This window comes from Pseudomonas sediminis (assembly GCF_002741105.1).
GTDB classification, from domain to species: domain Bacteria; phylum Pseudomonadota; class Gammaproteobacteria; order Pseudomonadales; family Pseudomonadaceae; genus Aquipseudomonas; species Aquipseudomonas sediminis.
In genome coordinates this window covers 1-19,273 of sequence record NZ_NIQU01000001.1, presented here as the reverse complement: position 1 = coordinate 19,273, position 19,273 = coordinate 1, and the positions used below count along the sequence as shown (strand labels likewise).

Annotated in this window: 18 protein-coding genes; 7 read left to right on the top strand and 11 right to left on the bottom strand. The window is 61.9% G+C overall.

Annotated elements, in window-relative coordinates; all coding sequences use genetic code 11:
• Positions 1-6 precede the first annotated feature (6 nt).
• Positions 7-858, top strand: a complete 852-nt coding sequence (locus CDO35_RS00090; protein WP_099522024.1) for an efflux RND transporter periplasmic adaptor subunit — start codon at positions 7-9, stop codon at positions 856-858.
• Between the two features lie 73 nt (positions 859-931).
• Here CDO35_RS00090 and codA read toward each other — a convergent pair whose 3' ends face one another.
• From codA to CDO35_RS00060, 6 genes are all read right to left on the bottom strand, one after another.
• Positions 932-2,167 (bottom strand): cytosine deaminase, encoded by a 1,236-nt coding sequence (codA, locus tag CDO35_RS00085; protein WP_099522023.1) that lies wholly within the window; start codon positions 2,165-2,167, stop codon positions 932-934.
• An 11-nt stretch (positions 2,168-2,178) separates the two neighbouring features.
• Positions 2,179-3,402 (bottom strand): PucR family transcriptional regulator, encoded by a 1,224-nt coding sequence (locus CDO35_RS00080; RefSeq protein ID WP_099522022.1) that lies wholly within the window; start codon positions 3,400-3,402, stop codon positions 2,179-2,181.
• Entirely contained in the window at positions 3,399-4,670 is a 1,272-nt protein-coding gene (codB, locus tag CDO35_RS00075; protein ID WP_099522021.1) for a cytosine permease, read from the bottom strand. The genes CDO35_RS00080 and codB overlap by 4 nt, the downstream gene beginning before the upstream one ends.
• Before the next feature lie 268 nt (positions 4,671-4,938).
• Positions 4,939-6,471, bottom strand: coding sequence for a Fic family protein (locus tag CDO35_RS00070; RefSeq protein WP_099522020.1), 1,533 nt, complete (start codon positions 6,469-6,471; stop codon positions 4,939-4,941).
• Positions 6,472-6,789: 318 nt separating this feature from the next.
• Positions 6,790-7,263, bottom strand: coding sequence for a MaoC family dehydratase (locus CDO35_RS00065; RefSeq protein ID WP_099522019.1), 474 nt, complete (start codon positions 7,261-7,263; stop codon positions 6,790-6,792).
• Positions 7,260-8,210 (bottom strand): alpha/beta hydrolase, encoded by a 951-nt coding sequence (locus CDO35_RS00060; protein WP_099522018.1) that lies wholly within the window; start codon positions 8,208-8,210, stop codon positions 7,260-7,262. Before CDO35_RS00060 ends, CDO35_RS00065 begins: the two co-directional genes overlap by 4 nt.
• A 217-nt stretch (positions 8,211-8,427) precedes the next feature.
• On the opposite strand from CDO35_RS00060, the gene fadD2 reads away from it, so the two are divergent.
• Both fadD2 and fadD1 read left to right on the top strand, forming a co-directional pair.
• A complete protein-coding gene (gene fadD2, locus CDO35_RS00055; RefSeq protein ID WP_099522017.1) occupies positions 8,428-10,116 on the top strand; it encodes a long-chain-fatty-acid--CoA ligase FadD2 in 1,689 nt (562 codons plus the stop codon).
• A gap of 390 nt (positions 10,117-10,506) precedes the next feature.
• Positions 10,507-12,195 carry a long-chain-fatty-acid--CoA ligase FadD1 gene (fadD1, locus tag CDO35_RS00050; RefSeq protein ID WP_099522016.1) on the top strand — a complete coding sequence of 563 codons (1,689 nt, stop codon included), beginning with the start codon at positions 10,507-10,509 and terminating at the stop codon, positions 12,193-12,195.
• A 142-nt stretch (positions 12,196-12,337) separates the two neighbouring features.
• Here the strand turns inward: fadD1 and CDO35_RS00045 are convergent, their stop codons facing one another.
• Positions 12,338-13,240: a DMT family transporter gene (locus CDO35_RS00045; protein ID WP_099522015.1), complete on the bottom strand. Its 903-nt coding sequence runs from the start codon at positions 13,238-13,240 to the stop codon at positions 12,338-12,340.
• Positions 13,241-13,325: 85 nt separating this feature from the next.
• Here CDO35_RS00045 and CDO35_RS00040 point away from each other — a divergent pair, with 85 nt between their 5' ends.
• From CDO35_RS00040 to CDO35_RS00030, 3 genes are all read left to right on the top strand, one after another.
• The gene (locus CDO35_RS00040) at positions 13,326-13,829 is read left to right on the top strand and encodes a MarR family winged helix-turn-helix transcriptional regulator (protein ID WP_099522014.1); all 504 of its coding nucleotides are present in this window, start codon (positions 13,326-13,328) and stop codon (positions 13,827-13,829) included.
• A gap of 207 nt (positions 13,830-14,036) precedes the next feature.
• On the top strand, positions 14,037-14,792 hold the full coding sequence (locus CDO35_RS00035) for a bestrophin-like domain (protein WP_099522013.1): 756 nt from the start codon (positions 14,037-14,039) through the stop codon (positions 14,790-14,792).
• Between the two features lie 146 nt (positions 14,793-14,938).
• A complete protein-coding gene (locus CDO35_RS00030) occupies positions 14,939-15,655 on the top strand; it encodes a DUF6683 family protein (protein ID WP_099522012.1) in 717 nt (238 codons plus the stop codon).
• 45 nt (positions 15,656-15,700) lie between these two features.
• Here the strand turns inward: CDO35_RS00030 and CDO35_RS00025 are convergent, their stop codons facing one another.
• Positions 15,701-16,594 (bottom strand): LysR family transcriptional regulator, encoded by an 894-nt coding sequence (locus tag CDO35_RS00025; protein ID WP_099522011.1) that lies wholly within the window; start codon positions 16,592-16,594, stop codon positions 15,701-15,703.
• A gap of 95 nt (positions 16,595-16,689) precedes the next feature.
• On the opposite strand from CDO35_RS00025, the gene CDO35_RS00020 reads away from it, so the two are divergent.
• Positions 16,690-17,856, top strand: a complete 1,167-nt coding sequence (locus CDO35_RS00020) for an MFS transporter (RefSeq protein WP_099522010.1) — start codon at positions 16,690-16,692, stop codon at positions 17,854-17,856.
• Between the two features lie 51 nt (positions 17,857-17,907).
• Here CDO35_RS00020 and CDO35_RS00015 read toward each other — a convergent pair whose 3' ends face one another.
• From CDO35_RS00015 to CDO35_RS00005, 3 genes are all read right to left on the bottom strand, one after another.
• The gene (locus CDO35_RS00015; protein WP_099522944.1) at positions 17,908-18,357 is read right to left on the bottom strand and encodes a carboxymuconolactone decarboxylase family protein; all 450 of its coding nucleotides are present in this window, start codon (positions 18,355-18,357) and stop codon (positions 17,908-17,910) included.
• Between the two features lie 188 nt (positions 18,358-18,545).
• Positions 18,546-18,848 (bottom strand): LasR-specific antiactivator QslA, encoded by a 303-nt coding sequence (locus CDO35_RS00010; RefSeq protein WP_099522009.1) that lies wholly within the window; start codon positions 18,846-18,848, stop codon positions 18,546-18,548.
• Entirely contained in the window at positions 18,841-19,083 is a 243-nt protein-coding gene (locus tag CDO35_RS00005; protein ID WP_099522008.1) for a hypothetical protein, read from the bottom strand. The genes CDO35_RS00010 and CDO35_RS00005 overlap by 8 nt, the downstream gene beginning before the upstream one ends.
• Positions 19,084-19,273: the final 190 nt, after the last annotated feature.

Genomic DNA, 19,273 nt, shown 5'->3' with positions numbered 1-19,273 from the left:
GAAAGCATGCGTTCGACCATTCGAGTCGGCATCACCCTGGCCATGGTGGCGGCGGCGATTTTCGCCGGCTCCTGGATCTGGCAGCACTACATGTATTCGCCCTGGACGCGCGACGCTCGGGTGCGCGCCGACGTGGTGACCATCGCCCCGGACGTGTCCGGCTGGGTGGTAGAGCTCAAGGTACGCGACAACCAGCAGGTCAAGGCGGGTGATCTGCTGATGAGCATCGACCGCGATCGCTATCAGGCGGCGGTGGAGAAAGCCAAGGCGGTGGTGGATATTCGCCGCCAGCACTTGAGCCTGCGCGAGCACGAAGCTTCGCGTCGCTCGCGTCTGGGTGCCCAGGCGATCAGTGCCGAGCTGCTGGAGAACGCGCAGATCAACGCCGAGATGGCGCGTAGCGAGTATCGCGAGGCGCAGGCTGATCTGCGTGTGGCCGAGCTGAATCTGGCGCGCAGCGAAGTGCATGCCCCACGTGATGGGCAGATCACCAATCTGGTGCTGGCGCAGGGTAACTACATCAATGCCGGGCAAGCAGTGATGGCGCTGGTCGATACCGAATCGTTCTACGTGCAGGCGTATTTCGAGGAGACCAAGTTGCCGCGCATACAGGTTGGCGCGCCGGTGGAAGTGTGGCTGATGGGCGGTGATCAGCAGATTCGCGGCGAGGTCGAAAGCATCAGCCGTGGCATCACCGACCGCAACGCCAGCCCGGATGGGCAACTGCTGGCCAATGTCGAACCGACCTTCAACTGGGTGCGCCTGGCGCAGCGCATTCCGGTGCGCATCAAGCTCGATCAAGTGCCCGAAGGCATGGTGCTGAGCGCCGGCATGACCGCAAGCGTGCGGGTGGAGTAGGGCGCGTGGGAGGGGCTTTAGCCGCGAGCCCTTGACAGGTTATCGCGGCTAAAGCCCCTCCCACGTTTGAGCGTCAGGCGCGCTCGATACTGGCCGGCGTACGCCGCATCAGCACCTTGCCATGGCGCACCGAAACCAGCGCGTGGCCCTGGCTGCGCACCATCTCGTAATCGTCCGGCGCCGAGAGAATCAGCAGATTGGCCGGGCGACCCACTTCCAGCCCATAACGATCACCCAATGCCAGCGCGCGCGCCGAGTTGTCGGTGATCAGATCCAGGCTGCGCTTGAGGTCTTCATAGCCGAGCATGTGGCAGATATGCAGGCCAGCTTCGAGGATGCGCAGGATGTTGCCGTTGCCCAGCGGGTACCAGGGGTCGACGATGGAATCCTGACCGAAGCAGACGTTCATCCCGGCGCGGACGATCTCCGCCACGCGGGTCAGGCCACGGCGCTTCGGGTAGCTGTCGAAGCGGCCCTGCAGGTGGATGCTTTCGGTGGGGCAGGAAATGAAGCTGATGCCGCTCATCTTCAGCAGGCGGAACAGCTTGGAGCAGTAGGCGTTGTCGTAAGAGCCCATGGCGGTGGTGTGGCTGGCGGTGACGCGCGCGCCCATGCCACGCACGCGGGCTTCCTCGGCCAGCACTTCGAGAAAGCGCGACTGCGGGTCGTCGGTTTCGTCGCAGTGCACGTCCACCAGGCAGCCTGTGCGCTCGGCCAAGTCCATGAGGAACTTGATCGACGATACGCCCTGGTCACGGGTGTTCTCGAAGTGTGGGATGCCGCCAACCACATCGGCGCCCAGCTCGATGGCTTGCTCCATCAGCGCGCGACCGTTGGCGTAGGACTCGATACCCTCCTGCGGGAAGGCGACGATCTGCAGGTCGATCAGGTGGCGGGTTTCCTCACGTACTTCGAGCATGGCCTTGAGCGCGGCCAGCGTCGGGTCGGTGACGTCGACGTGAGTGCGCACGTGCTGGATGCCGTGGTCGACCAGCATGTCGATGGTCTTCCTGGCGCGGGTCTTGGTGTCCTCATGGGTGACCAGCGCCTTGCGCTCGGCCCAGCGCTCGATGCCCTCGAACAGCGTGCCGCTCATGTTCCAGGCCGGCTCACCAGCGGTGAGGGTGGCGTCGAGATGGATATGCGGCTCGACGAAGGGCGGCACCACGAGATTACCGGCGGCGTCCAGGTCGCCCTCGGCGATGGCATGCAGGGCGTGCTGGGCCTCAATGGCGGCGATACGCTCGTCGTCCAGGGTGATGCGATGCAGGCCGTCGCGGCCGCGCAGGCGGGCATTGTGGATGATCATGGAAGTTCCTCTCAGGCAGGCGACGACAGGCGCCGGATCAACAGCGCGACGCTGATGTTCAAGCGGTCGTGCGGGTCTTCGAACGAGCAGCCGGTCAGCGCTTCGATGCGCTGTAGACGGTAGCTCAGGGTATTGCGGTGAACGTTCAGGCGTTGCGCGGCCAGGGCCAGGTTACCGTTTTCCTGGAACCAGGCTTCCAGCGTCGGCATCAGCACCGGCTGGTGACGCGAGTCGTCGCCGATCAGCGGGCCGACCACGCGCTCGACGAAGCGGTCGAGCAGGCTGCGGTCGCGGATCGCGCCGAGCAGTTCCAGCACGCCCAGCTCATTGAAACTGCACAGGCCCAGGCGCTCGGGAAAACGCTGCGCCACGGCCAGGGCTTGGCGTGCTTCACCCAGGCCCTGGGCGAAACGTGGCGCCTCGCAGCCGGCGCTGCCCAGACCGAGGAACAGCCGTAGCGGGCCGAGCTGTGGACGCAGTTCGTCGAGTAGAGCGGTCATGGCCTGGCGGTTGCGCGCTTCGGCGTGGGCATCGGGGCAAGGCAGCAGGGCGATCCAGTGGCGGCCCTGGCTGACCAGCGGCAGCGCGTCACCGAGTTCGCCGAGGCTCTGCTCCAGGCGCCGTTGCAGCAGTTGTTGGCGAGTCTGTAGCTGACGTTCGGCGTCTTCGTCCGGCAGGTCACCGAACAGTTGCTCGCTGCCATCGAGGCGCAGCAGCGCTACCTGACGCGGTACGTGTAATGCCAGGCCGAGGCTGTCGCCGCGTTGCAGCAGCACGTCGAGTGACTGGTAGTCACCGTCGAGCACCTGCTCCAGCACGTGCTGGCGCGAGCGGCCAAGCTGCTGCGCGTGAACCAGTGCGGTGCCGATGGCCTGGGTGACCACCACCATCTTCAGCGCGTAGGGCTGCTCGATCAGTGGCAGGTTCAGGCGCTCGGCCTCGGCGATGACGCTGGGCGGGATGGTCTGGATGAACTCGGCGCCGGTGAGGATGACCATGCCGGCGACCACGCGCTCATGGCCCTCGCGCACCAGGCGCAGCAGGTTGGCTTCGTCGCGCGGGTGGTTGATGCCGGTGACGAAGATCAGCTCGCCACCCATCACCCAATCGGCGATGCCTTCGTTTTCGGCCACGTAGGGCCAGCGCACGGCATTCTCGCGCCCGGCCTGGCCGGCACGCAGCTGCATGCTGGCCAGGTCGGGCAGGGCGAGTACGTCAGCGACGGTCAGACTCATGCACCGGCGACCTGCTGACGGCCGGCCAGAGCTTTATTCAGTTCGAACAGCACGACATAGGCCAGGGCAGCCACGGCGATGCCTACCAGCGGTGCGACCCAGGGCGAGAAGTAGGCGCTCAGCGCACCGATCAGGTAGGCGCCCAGGCCGACCCAGTTGAACGCTGGCAGGCGTACATCGGCCAGTTTCGGATAGCGCGCGCGGTGGCCATAGAAGAAGTCGGCCATGATCACGCCACCAATCGGCGGGATGACCGAACCGAGCAGGATCAGGAAGGGAATCAGCATCTCGTACATGCCGCCGATGGCCAGCAGCGTGCCGATGGCCGCGCCGGCCAGGGTCACGGTCTTGCGCTTGCCGGTGCGCAGCAGGTTGCAGCCGGCGGCGGCGAAGTTGTAGATGGTGTTGTCCTGAGTGGTCCACAGGTTGAGGAACAGCATGATCACGGCAGCCATGGACAGGCCCTGCAGCACCAGCACTTCGACCACGTCCGGTTGCTGATAGACGATGGCGCCATAGGCACCGGCGATGATCATCAGGCCATTGCCGATGAAGAAGCCGAACAGGCTGGCCAGCACCGCGACGCGGCCGCTCTTGGCGAAACGCGTCCAGTTGGTGGCCTGGGTGGCGCCGCTGACGAAGGTGCCGAACACCAGGGTGATGGCCACGCTCAGACTCATGCTCTCGGACGGTTCCACTGCCAGCAGTCCGGCCAGGCCGCCGATATCACGGGTGGCGATCCACAGCGAAGCCACCAGCAGCACCAGCATGGCCGGCACGGCGACGCGTGAGAGCAGATCCAGACCCTTATAGCCGACGAAGGCGGTGAGGCAGAAACCGAAGCCGAACAGCACCATCAACGGAATGGTCAGGCTTTCGGGCAGGCCAAGGATCTTCACCAGAACGATGGCGATGGTCGCCGTACCCCAGGCGTACCAGCCTATCTGGGTAAAACCGAGCAGCATGTCGGACAGCTTGCTGCCCACCTCACCGAAGCAGAAACGGCCCATCAGCACCGAGTTCAGCCCGCTGCGGCAGGCGATCAGACCCAGCACGGCGGCATAAAGACCGAGCAGCAGGTTACCGATCACTGCAGCCCAGAGCAGGGTGGTGAAGTCGAAGGCCATGCCGATCTTGCCGCCGGCGAACATGGTGGCGGTGAAGAAGGTGAAACCGAACAACAGGATGGCGGTGGAGAACAGCCCTTTGCGTGCGCCGTTGGGCACCTCGCTCAGAGGGTAATCGCTATCGGGGGTGGCGTTGCTCATGGACCTGGCTCCGGTAAGGGTGTGAAGCCTTGGCGATAGCAGGGGACGTGCCAGAAATCAGCGCAGCACGCTGCTTGGCGAGGTGATCAAAGAATTTTGTGCGAAATGCACAACGAAACGCACTTATGCGGCGCCAGGTCGCTCAAGGTTTGTGAGTGTAGAACAAAAGTGGTGCGCGACGCTGCGGTCGCGCACCAGCTTGCAGCGGATTTTTGTCGGCTGCAGGCGTTGGCTCAGCGTGCGCCCCTTGTTTGTCTAAAGTGCAAAACTACTGCGCAGAGTCCGGAGTCATCTCAGGCTCTGGTTCTTCCGGCGTATGCAGATCGGCATAGATGCTCTCTGCTAGCGCAATATCCTCATCCGTCAGGTGCTGGAATAAGCTCGTCCGTTTACGCTTGGAGACACGCCCGCTGTTCTCGTAAATCACCGCAATAAGCAGCTCAAGATCCCGATTCGACAGATCCAGCTCGCGATTCATTTGCTCTTTGAATCTATCGCGGCGGACCAGATGGTTGACCTCATCACGCATGAGTCCATCCAGGACTCGTGCAGCACTTTTATTAATCTCGCCCTGCAGGTTAGTGAAGTCCAGGTGGGCGAACAGATGGGTATGCGCCCCATCCAGTTCAGGGTCGCTGGTCAAGTCCCTCCGGTGGTACTGCGTGGCGCTAAGTAACCGCCGTGACAATGCGTCGAGCGTACCGATGTAGCTGTCCAGGTTGACCAGAAGGCCGGCGGAGATAGGCAGGATGATGCCCTGCAGCTTGAGACCTTCGTTGGCCAGAATGTCCTGCATGATGAAGCGGGACAACCTGCCGTTTCCATCCATGAAAGGATGGATGTAGATAAAGCTGTGCGCGATCGCGTTTAGCTTCACTAGCGCTGGAGCATCACTGCGCATGACGCGTTCACGCATGACGAACCATTCTTCCATCATCTCAGGCACTGTTTCCGGCGCCGGCGGGATCAGATGGATCAGATCCCCACGGCCGAGCCAATTCTGCAGGTGCCTGTATGCACCAATGGACGGATCGGGTCGCCCGGTACCGAGGGCTATCCGGTGGATGTCGAACAGAAACTCCTCATCCAGCGGGCGTTGCCCCGCTTGTTCCAGCACTCTCACAAATCGCAAGATTCGATCGGGAGCAGGCCGCTCGTGCTCGATCTCGTATGAGCTACGAGTCTCGGTCGTCAGTAGGTACTGCGCCGCTCTGGCAATTTCGGTGACCGAGAAATCAACCATCTGGTCATGCATGCGCTCGACTATTTGCGCATTCAACAAACTGTCGTCTGTCCAGCCCTGGTGGGTAATCAGCGCTGAAAGCTGAGGCGTTCCCAGGAGGTTCATCCGCACGCGATGTCTGCGCGACATCTCCTCTGGGCCGGTGAAATATTTATCCGGTGGGAGCAGGTGCTCATAGGGAATGTTCTGGGCTGCGTCAGGTAGAGGCAACTGGTGGCCTGCAATGTTCTCGCAGATATACCAGAGCCGACGCAGATAGCCGCTGGCTGGCTTCTCAGCGATTGCAGCAGCCAGGTCATCCCGGACAGCGGGAATCTGGAATGCGCGCTCCAGGACACCCAGATTCACCCCTTCGTACGAGAGCGCAAACAGCATCTGGTCGATGGGGCGATGCTCTCTGGCGTACCCCTTGGCGAAGACCTCTACTTTCACGCCGCCGGCGGACTGAGAGAGCGCTGGGCGCGAGCCTATGACACACTCATGATCAAGCGACATGCAGCGAAGATCGAGGGCGTTGATCAGCCAGCTGTATCCGGCTCGCTCAATGGGTTGCCGCATGGCAAATTTCCTATAGGAAGCGCGAGAAAACTATAGTTCACGCAGTTTCATGGGAAAAACTTATAACTGATTGCCCGTGCTAAGTGAAGGGTAGAAGAGGGGCTGGAGGATTTAACTGCCTCGCCGCATGCGCAGAAGCCAGGCTTCACTTCCCGGCCATGAATACGTCCTACCTACCAATGCAATTGGCTGGCGTACGGATGCGATTGTGCAGGAGCTCGTCAACCGGCCTCTCTTCAGATGCAGACAGCCCTTAAACCGATCCTAAGCCAGTCATGCGATTGCCCAAGGGATACCCGGTAGTTCAGCGTTTAAACACTATGCACCGACAGTCACCTGCGGCATCGGCGGCATGGTCACGGTCTGCTCAGCGCTGGGGGCGAGCACTTCGGCTTCGCCGTCGACCACTTGCTTGCCGTCCTGGTTGAACACGCGGGTGGCGATGCGCACGCGGTTCTTCGGCAGTTTTTCCAGCACTTCCAGCTTCACGGTCAGGGTGTCGCCGAGTTTTACCGGGCGGGTGAACTTGAGCTGCTGGCCGAGGTAGATGGTGCCCGGGCCGGGCAGGTTGCAGGCGATGGCGGCGCTGATCAGCGCGCCGGTGAACATGCCGTGGGCAATACGCTCCTTGAACATGGTCTCGGCGGCGAAGGCGGCGTCCAGGTGCACCGGGTTGTTGTCGCCGGATACCGCAGCGAACAGTTGCACGTCGCGCTCTTCGACCTGTTTCTCGAAGCTCGCCTGCTGGCCGACTTCGAGGGCCTCGTAGGGGATATTGGTTACCTGGGTCATGGACACTCCTTGATTGGGCTTCGACCATGGCTCAGCGCCTGCTGCAGCCAATCGATCAGGTGGGCGGTGACCTCGTCGCGATTGCTCTCGTTGAGCAGCTCATGACGGGCCTCGGGATAAATCTTCAGTTGCACGTCGCGCACGCCGGCCTCACGCAGGGCGCCCGCCAGATCACCCAGACGCTTGCCGTCGCTGACCGGGTCGCGCGAGCCGCCGATCACCAGCAGCGGCAGGTCGGCATCAATCTGCGCCAGGTTGGCCGTCGGGGTGATGTATTGCAGGCCATCGAGCAGGTCGCACCACAACTGCGTGGTGCAGACGAAACCGCACAGCGGATCGGTCACGTATTTGTCCACTTCCGCCGGGTCGCGGCTGAGCCAGTCGAAGGCCGTGCGGTTGGGCTTGAAGGCCTTGTTGAACGAGCCGAAGGAGAGGAAATCGATGACTTTGCTGCGGCCCTTGGGGCCCAGACGCCAGCGCTCGAAGCCAGCGATCAGTCGGGCTGCCTTGTACAGCACCGTCGGCTGGTAGTTGGAGCCAGACAGCACAGCACCCTGCAAGCTGCAACTGTGCCCCAGCAGGTAGGCCATGCCGATGTAGCTGCCCATGCTGTGGCCGAACAGGAAGATCGGTGCCGTCGGGTAGCGCTGACGGATATGGTGATTGAGCGAGGCCAGGTCGCCGACCACCTTGTCCCAGCCGCCTTCGTCGGCGTAGTGGCCGAGCGTGCCCTGAGCGGCACTCTGGCCGTGGCCGCGCTGGTCCAGCGCATAGAGGTCGAAGCCGGCGGCCACCAGGCTCTCGGCCAGGCGTGCATAGCGCAGACCGTGTTCGGCCATGCCGTGGGACAGCATGACCACCGCGCGTGGTGGTTGATCACCGTGCCAGTGGTTGACGTGCAGGTGCAGGCCGTCATGGGTGGCAAGGGGAAAGGCGTTGTGGCGCATGGCGAATCCTTGTGCCGGAAGTTGGCGGCATTGTGCACCTTGGTCATCAACAGGCATAGCTCCCCGGTTTTCTTCGAAGCGGTAAAGATCGGTTACGAATCACTACATTTATTGCGAAATTCAGCCCATCAATGACGCCTTCGAGCTATTTGCGGCTCGGCCCTAAGCTGCTACTTTCCGGGCAGTCAGATCACTTCAGGGGAAGAGGACAAGAACAATGCAGCCTGATTTCTGGAACGACAAACGCGCCCCTGGCGTGCCCAACGATATCGACCTGTCCAGCTACAAGTCGGTGATCGAAGTATTCGAACGCTCGTGCAAGCGCTTTGCCGACCGTCCGGCCTTCAGCAATCTCGGCGTTACGCTGACCTATGCTGAGCTAGATCGTCTCTCCGCGACCTTCGCCGCCTACCTGCAAAAGCACACCGACCTCAAGCCGGGCGATCGTATCGCGGTGCAGATGCCCAACGTGCTGCAATATCCAATTGCCGTGTTCGGCGCCATGCGCGCCGGGCTGATCGTGGTCAACACCAACCCGCTGTACACCGCGCGTGAGATGCGCCACCAGTTCAAGGACGCCGGTGTGCGTGCGCTGGTGTACCTGAACATGTTCGGCAAGCTGGTGCAGGAAGTGTTGCCGGATACCGAGATCGACTACCTGATCGAAGCCAAGATGGGCGACCTGCTGCCGAGTCTCAAGGGTTGGCTGGTCAACACCGTGGTGAAAAAGGTCAAGAAGATGGTGCCGGACTACCATCTGCCCCAGGCCATTGCCTTCAAGCAGGTGCTCAAGCAGGGCCATGGCCAGGCGCTGGCGCCGGTCAAGGCCAGCCACGACGACATCGCCGTGCTGCAGTACACCGGCGGCACCACCGGCGTAGCCAAGGGCGCGATGCTCACTCACGGCAATCTGGTGGCCAACATGCTGCAGGTCGATGCCTGCCTGTCGCAGCTCGGCCCGGACGGCACGCCGCTGATGAAGCAGGGCCAGGAGATCATGATCGCGCCGCTGCCGCTGTACCACATCTATGCATTCACCGCGAACTGCATGTGCATGATGGTCAATGGCAACCACAACGTACTGATCACCAACCCGCGCGACATCCCCGGCTTCGTCAAGGAGTTGGGCAAGTGGAAGTTCTCCGCGCTGCTGGGCCTGAACACCCTGTTTGTCGCGCTGATGGATAACCCCGAGTTTAAGAGCCTCGACTTCTCCAACCTCAAGGTCACCAACTCCGGTGGTACCGCGCTGGTCAAAGCCACCGCCGAGCGCTGGCAGCAGATGACCGGCTGCACCGTGGTCGAAGGCTATGGCCTGACCGAAACCTCGCCGGTGGCCAGTACCAACCCCTACGGTGACAAGGCGCGTCTGGGTACCGTCGGCATTCCGGTGCCGGGCACGGCGTTCAAGGTCATCGACGACGACGGCAACGAACTGCCGACGGGCGAGCGCGGCGAGCTGTGCATCAAGGGGCCGCAAGTAATGAAGGGCTACTGGCAGCGTGAAGAAGCCACCGCCGAAGTGCTCGATGCAGAAGGCTGGTTCAAGACCGGCGACATTGCCGTGATCGATGCCGACGGTTTCGTGCGTATCGTTGATCGCAAGAAGGACATGATCATCGTCTCGGGCTTCAACGTGTACCCCAACGAAATCGAGGACGTGGTCATGGCCCACCCGAAAGTCGCCAGCTGCGCCGCTATCGGTGTGCCGGACGAGAAGTCGGGGGAGGTGGTCAAGCTGTTCGTGGTGCCGCGTGACGGCGGTGTCACCGCGGAAGAACTCAAGGCCTACTGCAAGGAAAACTTCACCGGCTACAAGGTGCCCAAGCACATCGTGTTCAAGGACTCGCTGCCGATGACCCCGGTTGGCAAGATCCTGCGTCGCGAGCTGCGCGACATCGCTTGATCCAAAGCCCCTCCCCAGCTCAGGGGAGGGGCTTCCCGCCTCAGCTGCCATCGGGCAGTCCAATTGTTGTGATTTGGTAACTACCTTCGCGTGTTTCATACAACCCAGTGCTGCATCGGTGACAGAGACGAGCTAGGCTCTATGCGCTGCAATATGCGAGCTAGAGGCTTTTTGCGGGTTTGCGAAGATAAAGATTGTTTGTGACTTTGCAGTCTTTTTTGGTCACTTTAACGACTCTGCTGGCCATGGTTGGTGCTGGTCGGCCTCTGGCAAAGCTGCTACTCTCGGCGCGCTTCCGGGCCCTGGGGCCAGCGGAAAAGCGAGCTATACACACAACAAACAACCGCCTTCGCGCGGTGAAGATCAGCTGTTGCTTAGGAGTGGGCTTCCATGACCGAAAACTTCTGGAAGGACAAGTATCCCGTTGGGGTTGCTGCCGAAATCAATCCCGATCAGTACCCGAACATCCTTGCGGTACTGAAAGAGTCCTGCCAACGCTTCGCCGACAAGCCTGCTTTCAGCAACCTGGGCAAGACGCTCACCTACGGCGAGATCTACAAACTCTCCGGTGACTTCGCCGCCTACCTGCAGAAACACACCGACCTCAAGCCCGGCGACCGCATCGCCGTGCAACTGCCTAACGTGCTGCAGTACCCCGTCGTGGTATTCGGTGCCATGCGCGCCGGCCTGGTGGTGGTCAACACCAACCCGCTGTACACCGCACGGGAGCTGGAGCACCAGTTCAACGACTCCGGCGCCAAGGCGCTGATCTGCCTGGCCAACATGGCTCACCTGGCCGAGCAGGTCGTGCCCAAGACCGGCGTCAAGACCGTGATCGTCACCGAAGTTGGCGACATGCTGCCGACCTTCAAGCGCCTGCTGGTCAATGCCGTGATCAAGCACGTGAAGAAGATGGTGCCGGCCTACAACCTGCCCAAGGCGGTCAAACTCAATGACGCCCTGGCCAAGGGCCGTGGCCAGAGTTTCACCGAGGCCAGCCCGAGCAACGACGACATCGCCGTGCTGCAGTACACCGGCGGCACCACTGGCGTGGCCAAGGGCGCCATGCTCACCCATCGCAACCTGGTGGCCAACATGCTGCAGGTCAAGGAGCTGATGGGCGCCAACCTCAATGAAGGCTGTGAGGTGCTGATCGCACCGCTGCCGCTGTATCACATCTACGCGTTCACCTTTCACTGCATGGCGATGATGCTGATTGGTGGCCACAACGTCCTGCTGACCAACCCGCGCGACCTGCCGGCAGTGGTCAAGGACCTGGCCAAGTACCGCTTCACCGGCTTCGTCGGCCTCAACACCCTGTTCGTGGCCCTGTGCAATAACGAGGATTTCCGCAAGCTGGACTTCTCCAGCCTTAAAGCGACCTTCTCGGGCGGCATGGCCCTGCAGTTGGCCACCGCTGAGCGCTGGAAGGAAGTCACCGGCTGCGCCATCTGCGAAGGCTTCGGCATGACCGAGACCAGCCCGGTGGCTACGGTCAACCCGTTCAGCGCCATCCAACTCGGCACCATCGGCATTCCAGTGCCATCGACGCTGTGCAAGATCGTCAACGATGATGGTCAGGAACTGGCCATCGGCGAAATCGGCGAGCTGTGCGTGAAAGGCCCGCAGGTGATGAAGGGCTACTGGCAGCGTCAGGAAGCCACTGATGAAATCCTCGACGCCGAAGGCTGGTTGAAGACCGGCGATATCGGCCTGATCCAGGAAGATGGCTACCTGCGCATCGTCGACCGCAAGAAGGACATGATTCTGGTGTCCGGCTTCAACGTCTATCCGAACGAACTGGAAGATGTGCTGGCAACTCTGCCGGGCGTACTGCAGTGCGCCGCCATCGGCATACCGGACGAGAAATCCGGCGAGGCGATCAAGGTGTTCGTGGTGGTCAAACCAGGCGAGAGCGTGACCAAGGAGCAGGTGATGGAGCACATGCGCGCCAACCTCACCGGCTACAAGGTGCCCAAGGCCGTCGAATTCCGCGACATGCTGCCGACCACCAACGTCGGCAAGATCCTGCGCCGCGAACTGCGCGACGAAGAGCTGAAGAAGCTGGGCAAGAAGTGATTCGAGCTTGCTGATGAAAACGCCACCTTCGGGTGGCGTTTTTCATTGTGTCACCTGCCTGTGGGGTGCGCCGAGTGGCCTGGCGGACTGTTCGCTCCGCTACGAGCGGTCGGCGTCCCGATCCGCCCTACGCGCTGACGCTTTACGCCTTGGCGTCCTTCGCCCCGCGCCAGGCCACCAGCAGCACGCCGCCGACGATGCACAGCGCTGCCAGCAGCATGCTCAGGCTGCCCTGTTCGCCGAGCAGGCCGATGGCGATGGCCGCGCCGGTGATCGCCGCCACCGAGCCGATCTGGCTGAGAAACACCGTGCCGGCCAGGTTCTGCAAGACGAAGAACAGCGCATAGACCGCCGCGAACAGCAGCATCTGCAAGGCCAGCAGACCCACGGCCGCAGTACCTTGCAAACGCGGTGCGAGGTCTACGCCGAACAGGCCCAGTGGCACCAGCAGCAGTGCGCCGCCGAGCAGCATGCCGGGTGCCAGGGACAGCGGGCTGGCCCCTTGCGGCCAGTAGCGGGCACGGTAGATGTTGCCGAACGCCAGGAACACCGGCACGCAAAGCGCCGCCAGCACCCACAGCAGGGGGCTGTCACCGGCGTTGAGCTTGCCCAGCGCCAGCAGCAGGCTGCCGGCCAGACCGATGCAGATGCCCAGCAGACGAATGCGGCTCAACCCTTCCATACGTAAGGCCAGGGCCAGCAGATAAGTGATCAGGGGCGGGAAGGCCAGGCACATCGAGGCGAACCCGGCACCGACATGGCCGATGGAGCTGAACAGCAAACCATTCGGCACCGCGATGCTGAGCAGCCCCGAGGCCAGGTAGTAACCCAGCAACCCGGGGCTGATGCCGGGGCGCTCGCCGCGTATCCAGGTGAACAGCAACAGCAGCAAACCGCCGCCCAGCAAGCTCCAGAGCAGGTAGGCCATGGCCGGCCAGCCAACGTTGCCGGCCAGTTTCACCAGGATGCTGGTCAGTCCCATCAGGGCGCCGATGGTCAGCAATAGTGACAAGGCGAGAACGGGACGAAATTGGGAGCCGGGCATGCAGCTGTCTCCTGAGGGGCAATGCGCTACGATGAAAACATTCTTTTTGAAAAGTATCTTGATATCAAGATAAATCGAGGGCGATATGCAAGACCGCGCACAATTGGCTGCCGAGCAATGGCTTCGACAGCGCCCGGATCTGGATGGTTTTTCCATGGCGGTGATTGGCCGCCTGGGTGAGCTGAACCAGGTGATCAGTCGCGATCACCTGTTGCCGTTCTTCGCCGAACACGGGCTGCAGGCCGGGGAGTTCGACCTGCTCGCTACCCTGCGTCGCTCGGGTGAGCCCTATGCGTTGATGCCGACAGCGTTGTACGAGAGCGCGATGATTTCCTCGGGCGGCATGACCAGTCGTATCGATCGCCTGGAAAAAGCCGGGCTGATCGAGCGGCGCAAGCATCCCTCCGACCGCCGTGGCGTGCTGGCGGCGCTGACCCCAGCTGGCTTCGAATTGATCGACGGTATGCTCGCGGCCCATGTGGCCAATCTGCAGCGCGTGCTCACAGGATTGACCGCCGATGAGCAGCGCACGTTGCATGAGTTGCACGGCAAGTTGCTGGCAGGGGTAGCGCAGCAGGGTGCCGAGTGATTGAACTGTGGGAGGCTGTTTTCGATCTCACCCATGCTGCGTGAGTGCGCGTCCATGACGCTCCTCGTGCTGCTACCAGTACGCGGATGTTGGAGCACGTGTAGAGCGTGGAAGTGATCAAAGTGGACTTGAAGGTCGAAGCATCCGAGTTGACGCTTCAGCGTTTTGAGCCACGATCTTCTGGCGGTATAGCGAAAAGGCGCACATATGGAATCGGTCTGGATCGCTGCGGGTGTCTTCGTATGTCTGCTGTCGGCATCCCTGCTCATGATGCATTGGTATCCCAAACTCTCGGCTCGCCACCGAGACGAAGAAACCAACACGGTGGTTCGCCTGGTCGCCAACATCTTTGTGGTCATGACCTCGCTGGTGTTCGGCCTGATGATCAATTCGGCCAAGAACACTTTCGAAGCGATCGACAGCAACATGCACACCTATGCAACCAGCCTGATCATCTTCGATCGAACACTGAAGACCTACGGTGACAAGGCGCAGGACACGCGCCAGCACCTGGCCGCCTACGTGGAGCACGCTATCGCCAATCCTTATCGCGGCGATGAAGCACTGCAGCATCGAGCGAGCCCCGCTACTCAGTTTCTGGATGAGATCGGTGTGGTCCTGGCTGCCATCAAGCCCGAAACCCGTTATCAAGAAACCATGCTCAGCGACCTTCGTCAGCAGTACCACTCACTCATAGAACAGCGTTGGCGAATCGTGGAGCAGTCCGAAGGGACGATACCAATGCCGCTCATCGGCATGCTCGTCGCCTGGATGACGCTGATCTACGCCAGCTTTGGCTATCGCGCGCCGAACAACCCGATGGTGATTGGCATGTTCGCCCTGTCTGCGCTGCTGATTGCCGCTTCCGTGTACCTGGTTCTGGACATGGATATTCCCTTCCATGGGCCGATACAGATATCAGACGCGCCATTGCGCAGAGCCTTGGCGGAAATGCAGATGTAGTGCGGGTTTGCCAGGGCGAGAGTCACCAGGAAAAGCGACTGATTTATTTTCAGTGTGGCTGGTCTGATCCAGTGCTCATTCCCTTTTTTGTTAGCGGTAGGGATCGGTCGCTCTGTTCTCTACGACGAGACTAATGGAAATATGCCATGCATCTTCTACGCATCCACGCCATCGCCTTGGGCGCTATGTTTCTGATCGGCCCTGCCGCGGCACAGGTGAATATCGGTATTTGGGGCAACGGTATTCTAGGCCAGGCCGCTCTTCGGAATGCCCAGGAGGCAGCAGGCCAGAGTGCTGACGATGACGAGTCTGAAACCTCTGCGCGGGCTCGACCGGAAGAGCCTGCCGCGCTGTCCTTTACTCGTTCAGGTGATTTGAGCCGCCAGATCGAAGAGGGTGTCGCACAGCGCCTGCCCGAGATGGTCTCGGTGCAGTTCCAGATGAAAGACCCGTCATCTCTGGTAAGAACGGCAGGCACTCGCGCCATTTACCGGCAAGAGCTGAAGAAACGCGGCCTACCGGAGAATTCTCTCAGTGGCGCTACGGCGCTGTTCCTGGCCGTCGGTTGGGAGTTGGCTAACGGGCGCCCGTTGTCGGAGGCGCAAACAGCAGCCATTTTCCGGCAGACCGCTGGCGGGCTGCAGCGGTCCCCTCTGGCTCGCAAGAGTGGGCCTGAGCTCCAGCAGGAGTCCGAGATACGCTTAATAATCACCGCGCTGTGGCTGGAGGAGGCACGTGTACGTTCATCGTCATCTCGGTCGACACAGGACCTAGCCGACGCGGTCAGGAATGACCTGGAGGCGATCACTCGCAATGACATGCGCGCCTATGAGGTGACCGAGAACGGGTTCACCGGGCGCTAGTGCCTCGGTAGTAGGGCCGCCTCCAGCTCTGGCGATCGCCGCCGCCTACATCCGATGCTGTTCCACCAGGTAATCCACGAACACCCGCACCCGCGCTGGCATTGCCGGGCCGCCGATGAACACCGCATGAATCGGCTCCCGGTCGTCGGGGTTGAAGGCTTGCAGCAGCGGTACCAGATCGCCGCGCTGCAGGTCTTCTGCCACGCTGAATTCGCCGATGCGCGCGATGCCGGCGCCAACACGGGCAAATTGCGCCAGCGCTTCGCCGCTGCTGCATTCGATGTTGCCGCAGACCTTGAGCGAGAACGCCTGGCCGTCGCGGGTAAAGGGCCAGTTGGGTTCGGCGCGGCGGAAATTGAAGCGCAGGCAGTTGTGCTGCAGCAGGTCTTCCGGCTGCTGCGGCGTGCCGTGGCGTTGCAGATAGTCGGGGGAGGCCACCACCACCTGGCCGGTTTCGCCGACTTTTCGTGCGGTCAACGGGCTGTCCGGCAGATGGCCGAAGCGCACGGCCACATCAGCCTGGCCACCGAGAATGTCGACCACCTCGTCGCCCAGGCTGAGGTCGACGGTGATGTTCGGGTAACGCGCGCTGAACGCCGCCACCAGCGGCACGATGGTCATCCGCCCATGGCCGAGCGCGGCACTCACGCGCAAGCGCCCCCGTGGCACGCCCTGGTCGGCAATGGCTTCTTCGACCTCCGCCATATCGGCAAGGATGCGCCGGGCGCCACGCAGGTACGCCTCACCCTCGGCGGTTAAGGTGATCGCGCGGGTGGTGCGCAGCAGCAGGCGCGTGCCGAGGCGTTGCTCGGTGCGCGCGATGATCCGACTGACCGCCGAAGGTGTCAGCCCCAGTGCGCGAGCAGCGGCCGACAGGCTGCCTTCCTCCGCCACGGTGGCGAACACCACCATGTCGCCTGACCTGCCGCCTATGTCCATTTGTGCTCCGTAAGCAAAGGTGTTTGCCAGAAAAGCCATCTACCGCAGTCAAGGTTTGGATCCTAGCATTCGCGGCATAGATGAGGAGACTTTCCATGCGTATCAATCCACCCCTTGTTGCACTCTCCATCGGTGCCTTCGGCATCGGCGTTACCGAGTTCGCCCCCATGGGCATGTTGCCGGGTATCGCCAGCGATCTCGGCGTTTCCATTCCCGCTGCCGGCCTGCTGGTCAGCGCCTACGCGCTGGGCGTGCTGCTCGGCGCGCCACTGATGACCCTGACCACCGGCAAGATTCCCCGGCGCTACCTGCTGATCGGGCTGATGGCCATCTTCACCCTTGGCAACCTGATGTCGGCCCTGGCGACTGACTACTACAGCCTGCTGATCGCCCGGGTAGTGACTTCGCTGAATCACGGCGCCTTCTTCGGCGTCGGCTCCATCGTTGCCGCCAGTGTGGTCGCGCCAGACAAGCGCGCAGGGGCGGTGGCAGCGATGTTCATGGGCCTGACCCTGGCGACCATCGGCGGCGTACCGCTGGCTGCCTGGTTCGGTGAGGTACTCGGCTGGCGCACGGCGTTCTGGGGCATCACCGGGCTCGGTGTGCTGGCGATGGTCTCGCTATGGTTCGCTCTGCCCAACGTGCCGCTGCCGAAAAGCGACGGGGTACTGGCGGAAATCCGCGTGCTGGGCCGTGGCCCGGTGCTGGCAGCACTGGCGCTGACCGTGATCGGCTCCAGCGCGATGTTTACCGTGTTCACCTATATCGCGCCGATCCTCAGCAGCGAGACCCAGGCCTCCACCGCCTTCATCACCGCCATGCTGGTGCTGTACGGCATCGGCCTGACACTGGGCAACGTGTGGGGCGGCAAGGCGGCGGATCGCTCCGTCGATCGCACCCTGATCGTCTCGCTCAGTGCGCTGATCCTGGTATTGCTGGCCTTCACCGTGCTGATGCGCTGGCCGCTACCGGCCGCTGTGGCCATCCTGATCTGGGGCATCGCCAGCTTCGCCATCGTGCCGCCGCTGCAGATGCGCGTGATGGAGGCGGCCAAGGAAGCGCCCAACCTGGCTTCGGCGGTGAATATCGGTGCTTTCAACCTGGGCAATGCCATTGGTGCGGCCCTGGGCGGTGCGGTGATCAAGGCGGGGTTGGGCTACCCAGCGATTTCACTGGCCGGTGCGGCGATGGCCGGGCTGGGACTGCTGATGGTGCTGGGGTTTGCCTGGCGTTCCAGGGCGGTGACGGCTGCGGCGATCTAAGAGAGCGGCAATTGGGAAGGGGCGGATTAAGTGAATCCACCCCTTTCCGGTTTACGCCTTCGCAGCAGGGCTCAAGCGAAAGCTGACACCCATGCGGTTGAACGCGTTCATGGCTGCGATAGCGGCCGTGAGGTCGACCAGATCCTTCGGAGTGAATGCGGACGATGCCGCGGCATAAGCCTCGTCAGAAACATGCGTTTCGCTGACCAGCGTCACTTCTTCCGTCCAGGCCAAGGCGGAACGTTCCTGCTCGGAAAACAGATGCGCGGCCTCATGCCACACCGGCACCAGAACGAGCTTATCTACTGACATACCCCCCTTGATCAGATCTCGCGAATGGATATCGATGCAGTGCGCGCATCCATTGATTTGCGATGCCCGCAGGAACACCAGATGTATGAGCTGAGGTGGCAGGTTCGTTCCGGTGGTGACGTAATGGTGCAGCCCGCCCAGCGCTTTAGCAGCACCGGGTGAAGCCTCAAACCAGTCAAGACGAGTCATAGAGCAGTGCCCTTTGTGGATGGTGATCAGTAAGGTCTGCCCAATTAAAACAATTAAGAGGATCAAGGTATTGATCCAATTAAAGGCTTAATGAGTGGTCCACTTTGCGGCGTGGCCGTTGTGGCTTTTGATGCGCTAGAGCGTGGGAACGATCATGAAGAGGCGAGGGCATGCCCTCGCCTGATTTGTTACAGCCGCAATTCCGTCCGCAAGGCCTGATGCTCGCCGCCCAACGGCGAGCACAACCGCTGGTGGATGCGGCTGAGAAAGCCCAGCTCGAAGGCATGGCGCTGTGCGCCCGGCGGGTACAACTGCCGCTCCAGCAGCAGATTGGCCCATAGCCAGCCGCTGTTGGCGTCGTCCAGCCAGGCCTGCGCGGTTTGTACGCCGTGGCCGAAGCTGGCCTGGCAATCTGCGTTCCAGGCAAATTCGGCAGGCGGTTGCCCGTCATGGCCGGGCAGGTGGGTGAGATAGCGTTGCAGCTCAATCATGCTCGGCCCTCCCGGCTGCCTGGGCGATGGCTCGGCGGTAGAGCACGATCAACTCGCTGAGCAGCGCGCTGGTGGTACTTACTAATTCCGGCTCCGGCACCCGCCGCAGCAGCTTGGCCAGCAATGCCGCCCGATATTCGGCCGCTGCCTGCAAGGGACAATCGTCGGCCACATGGCTATGCAACGGATTGTGTGGTGTGGGGAAGGGGATAACGACGGATTCAGACTTGGTCATGCAGCACCTCCAAAACGGAAGTCGACACGACAGCCAGCAGTGGGCGGAGCCCTTGGGTAAAAGGGGGATAGTGCATTTTCCTTATGCTCCTTCGTGGATTTAAGGAGCCGCGTTCCATTCGCTACCACACGATATGGAGGCGGACCGTGCAAGGGTGGTAGACCGACCCACGAAGGACGCCGGCCAGGCC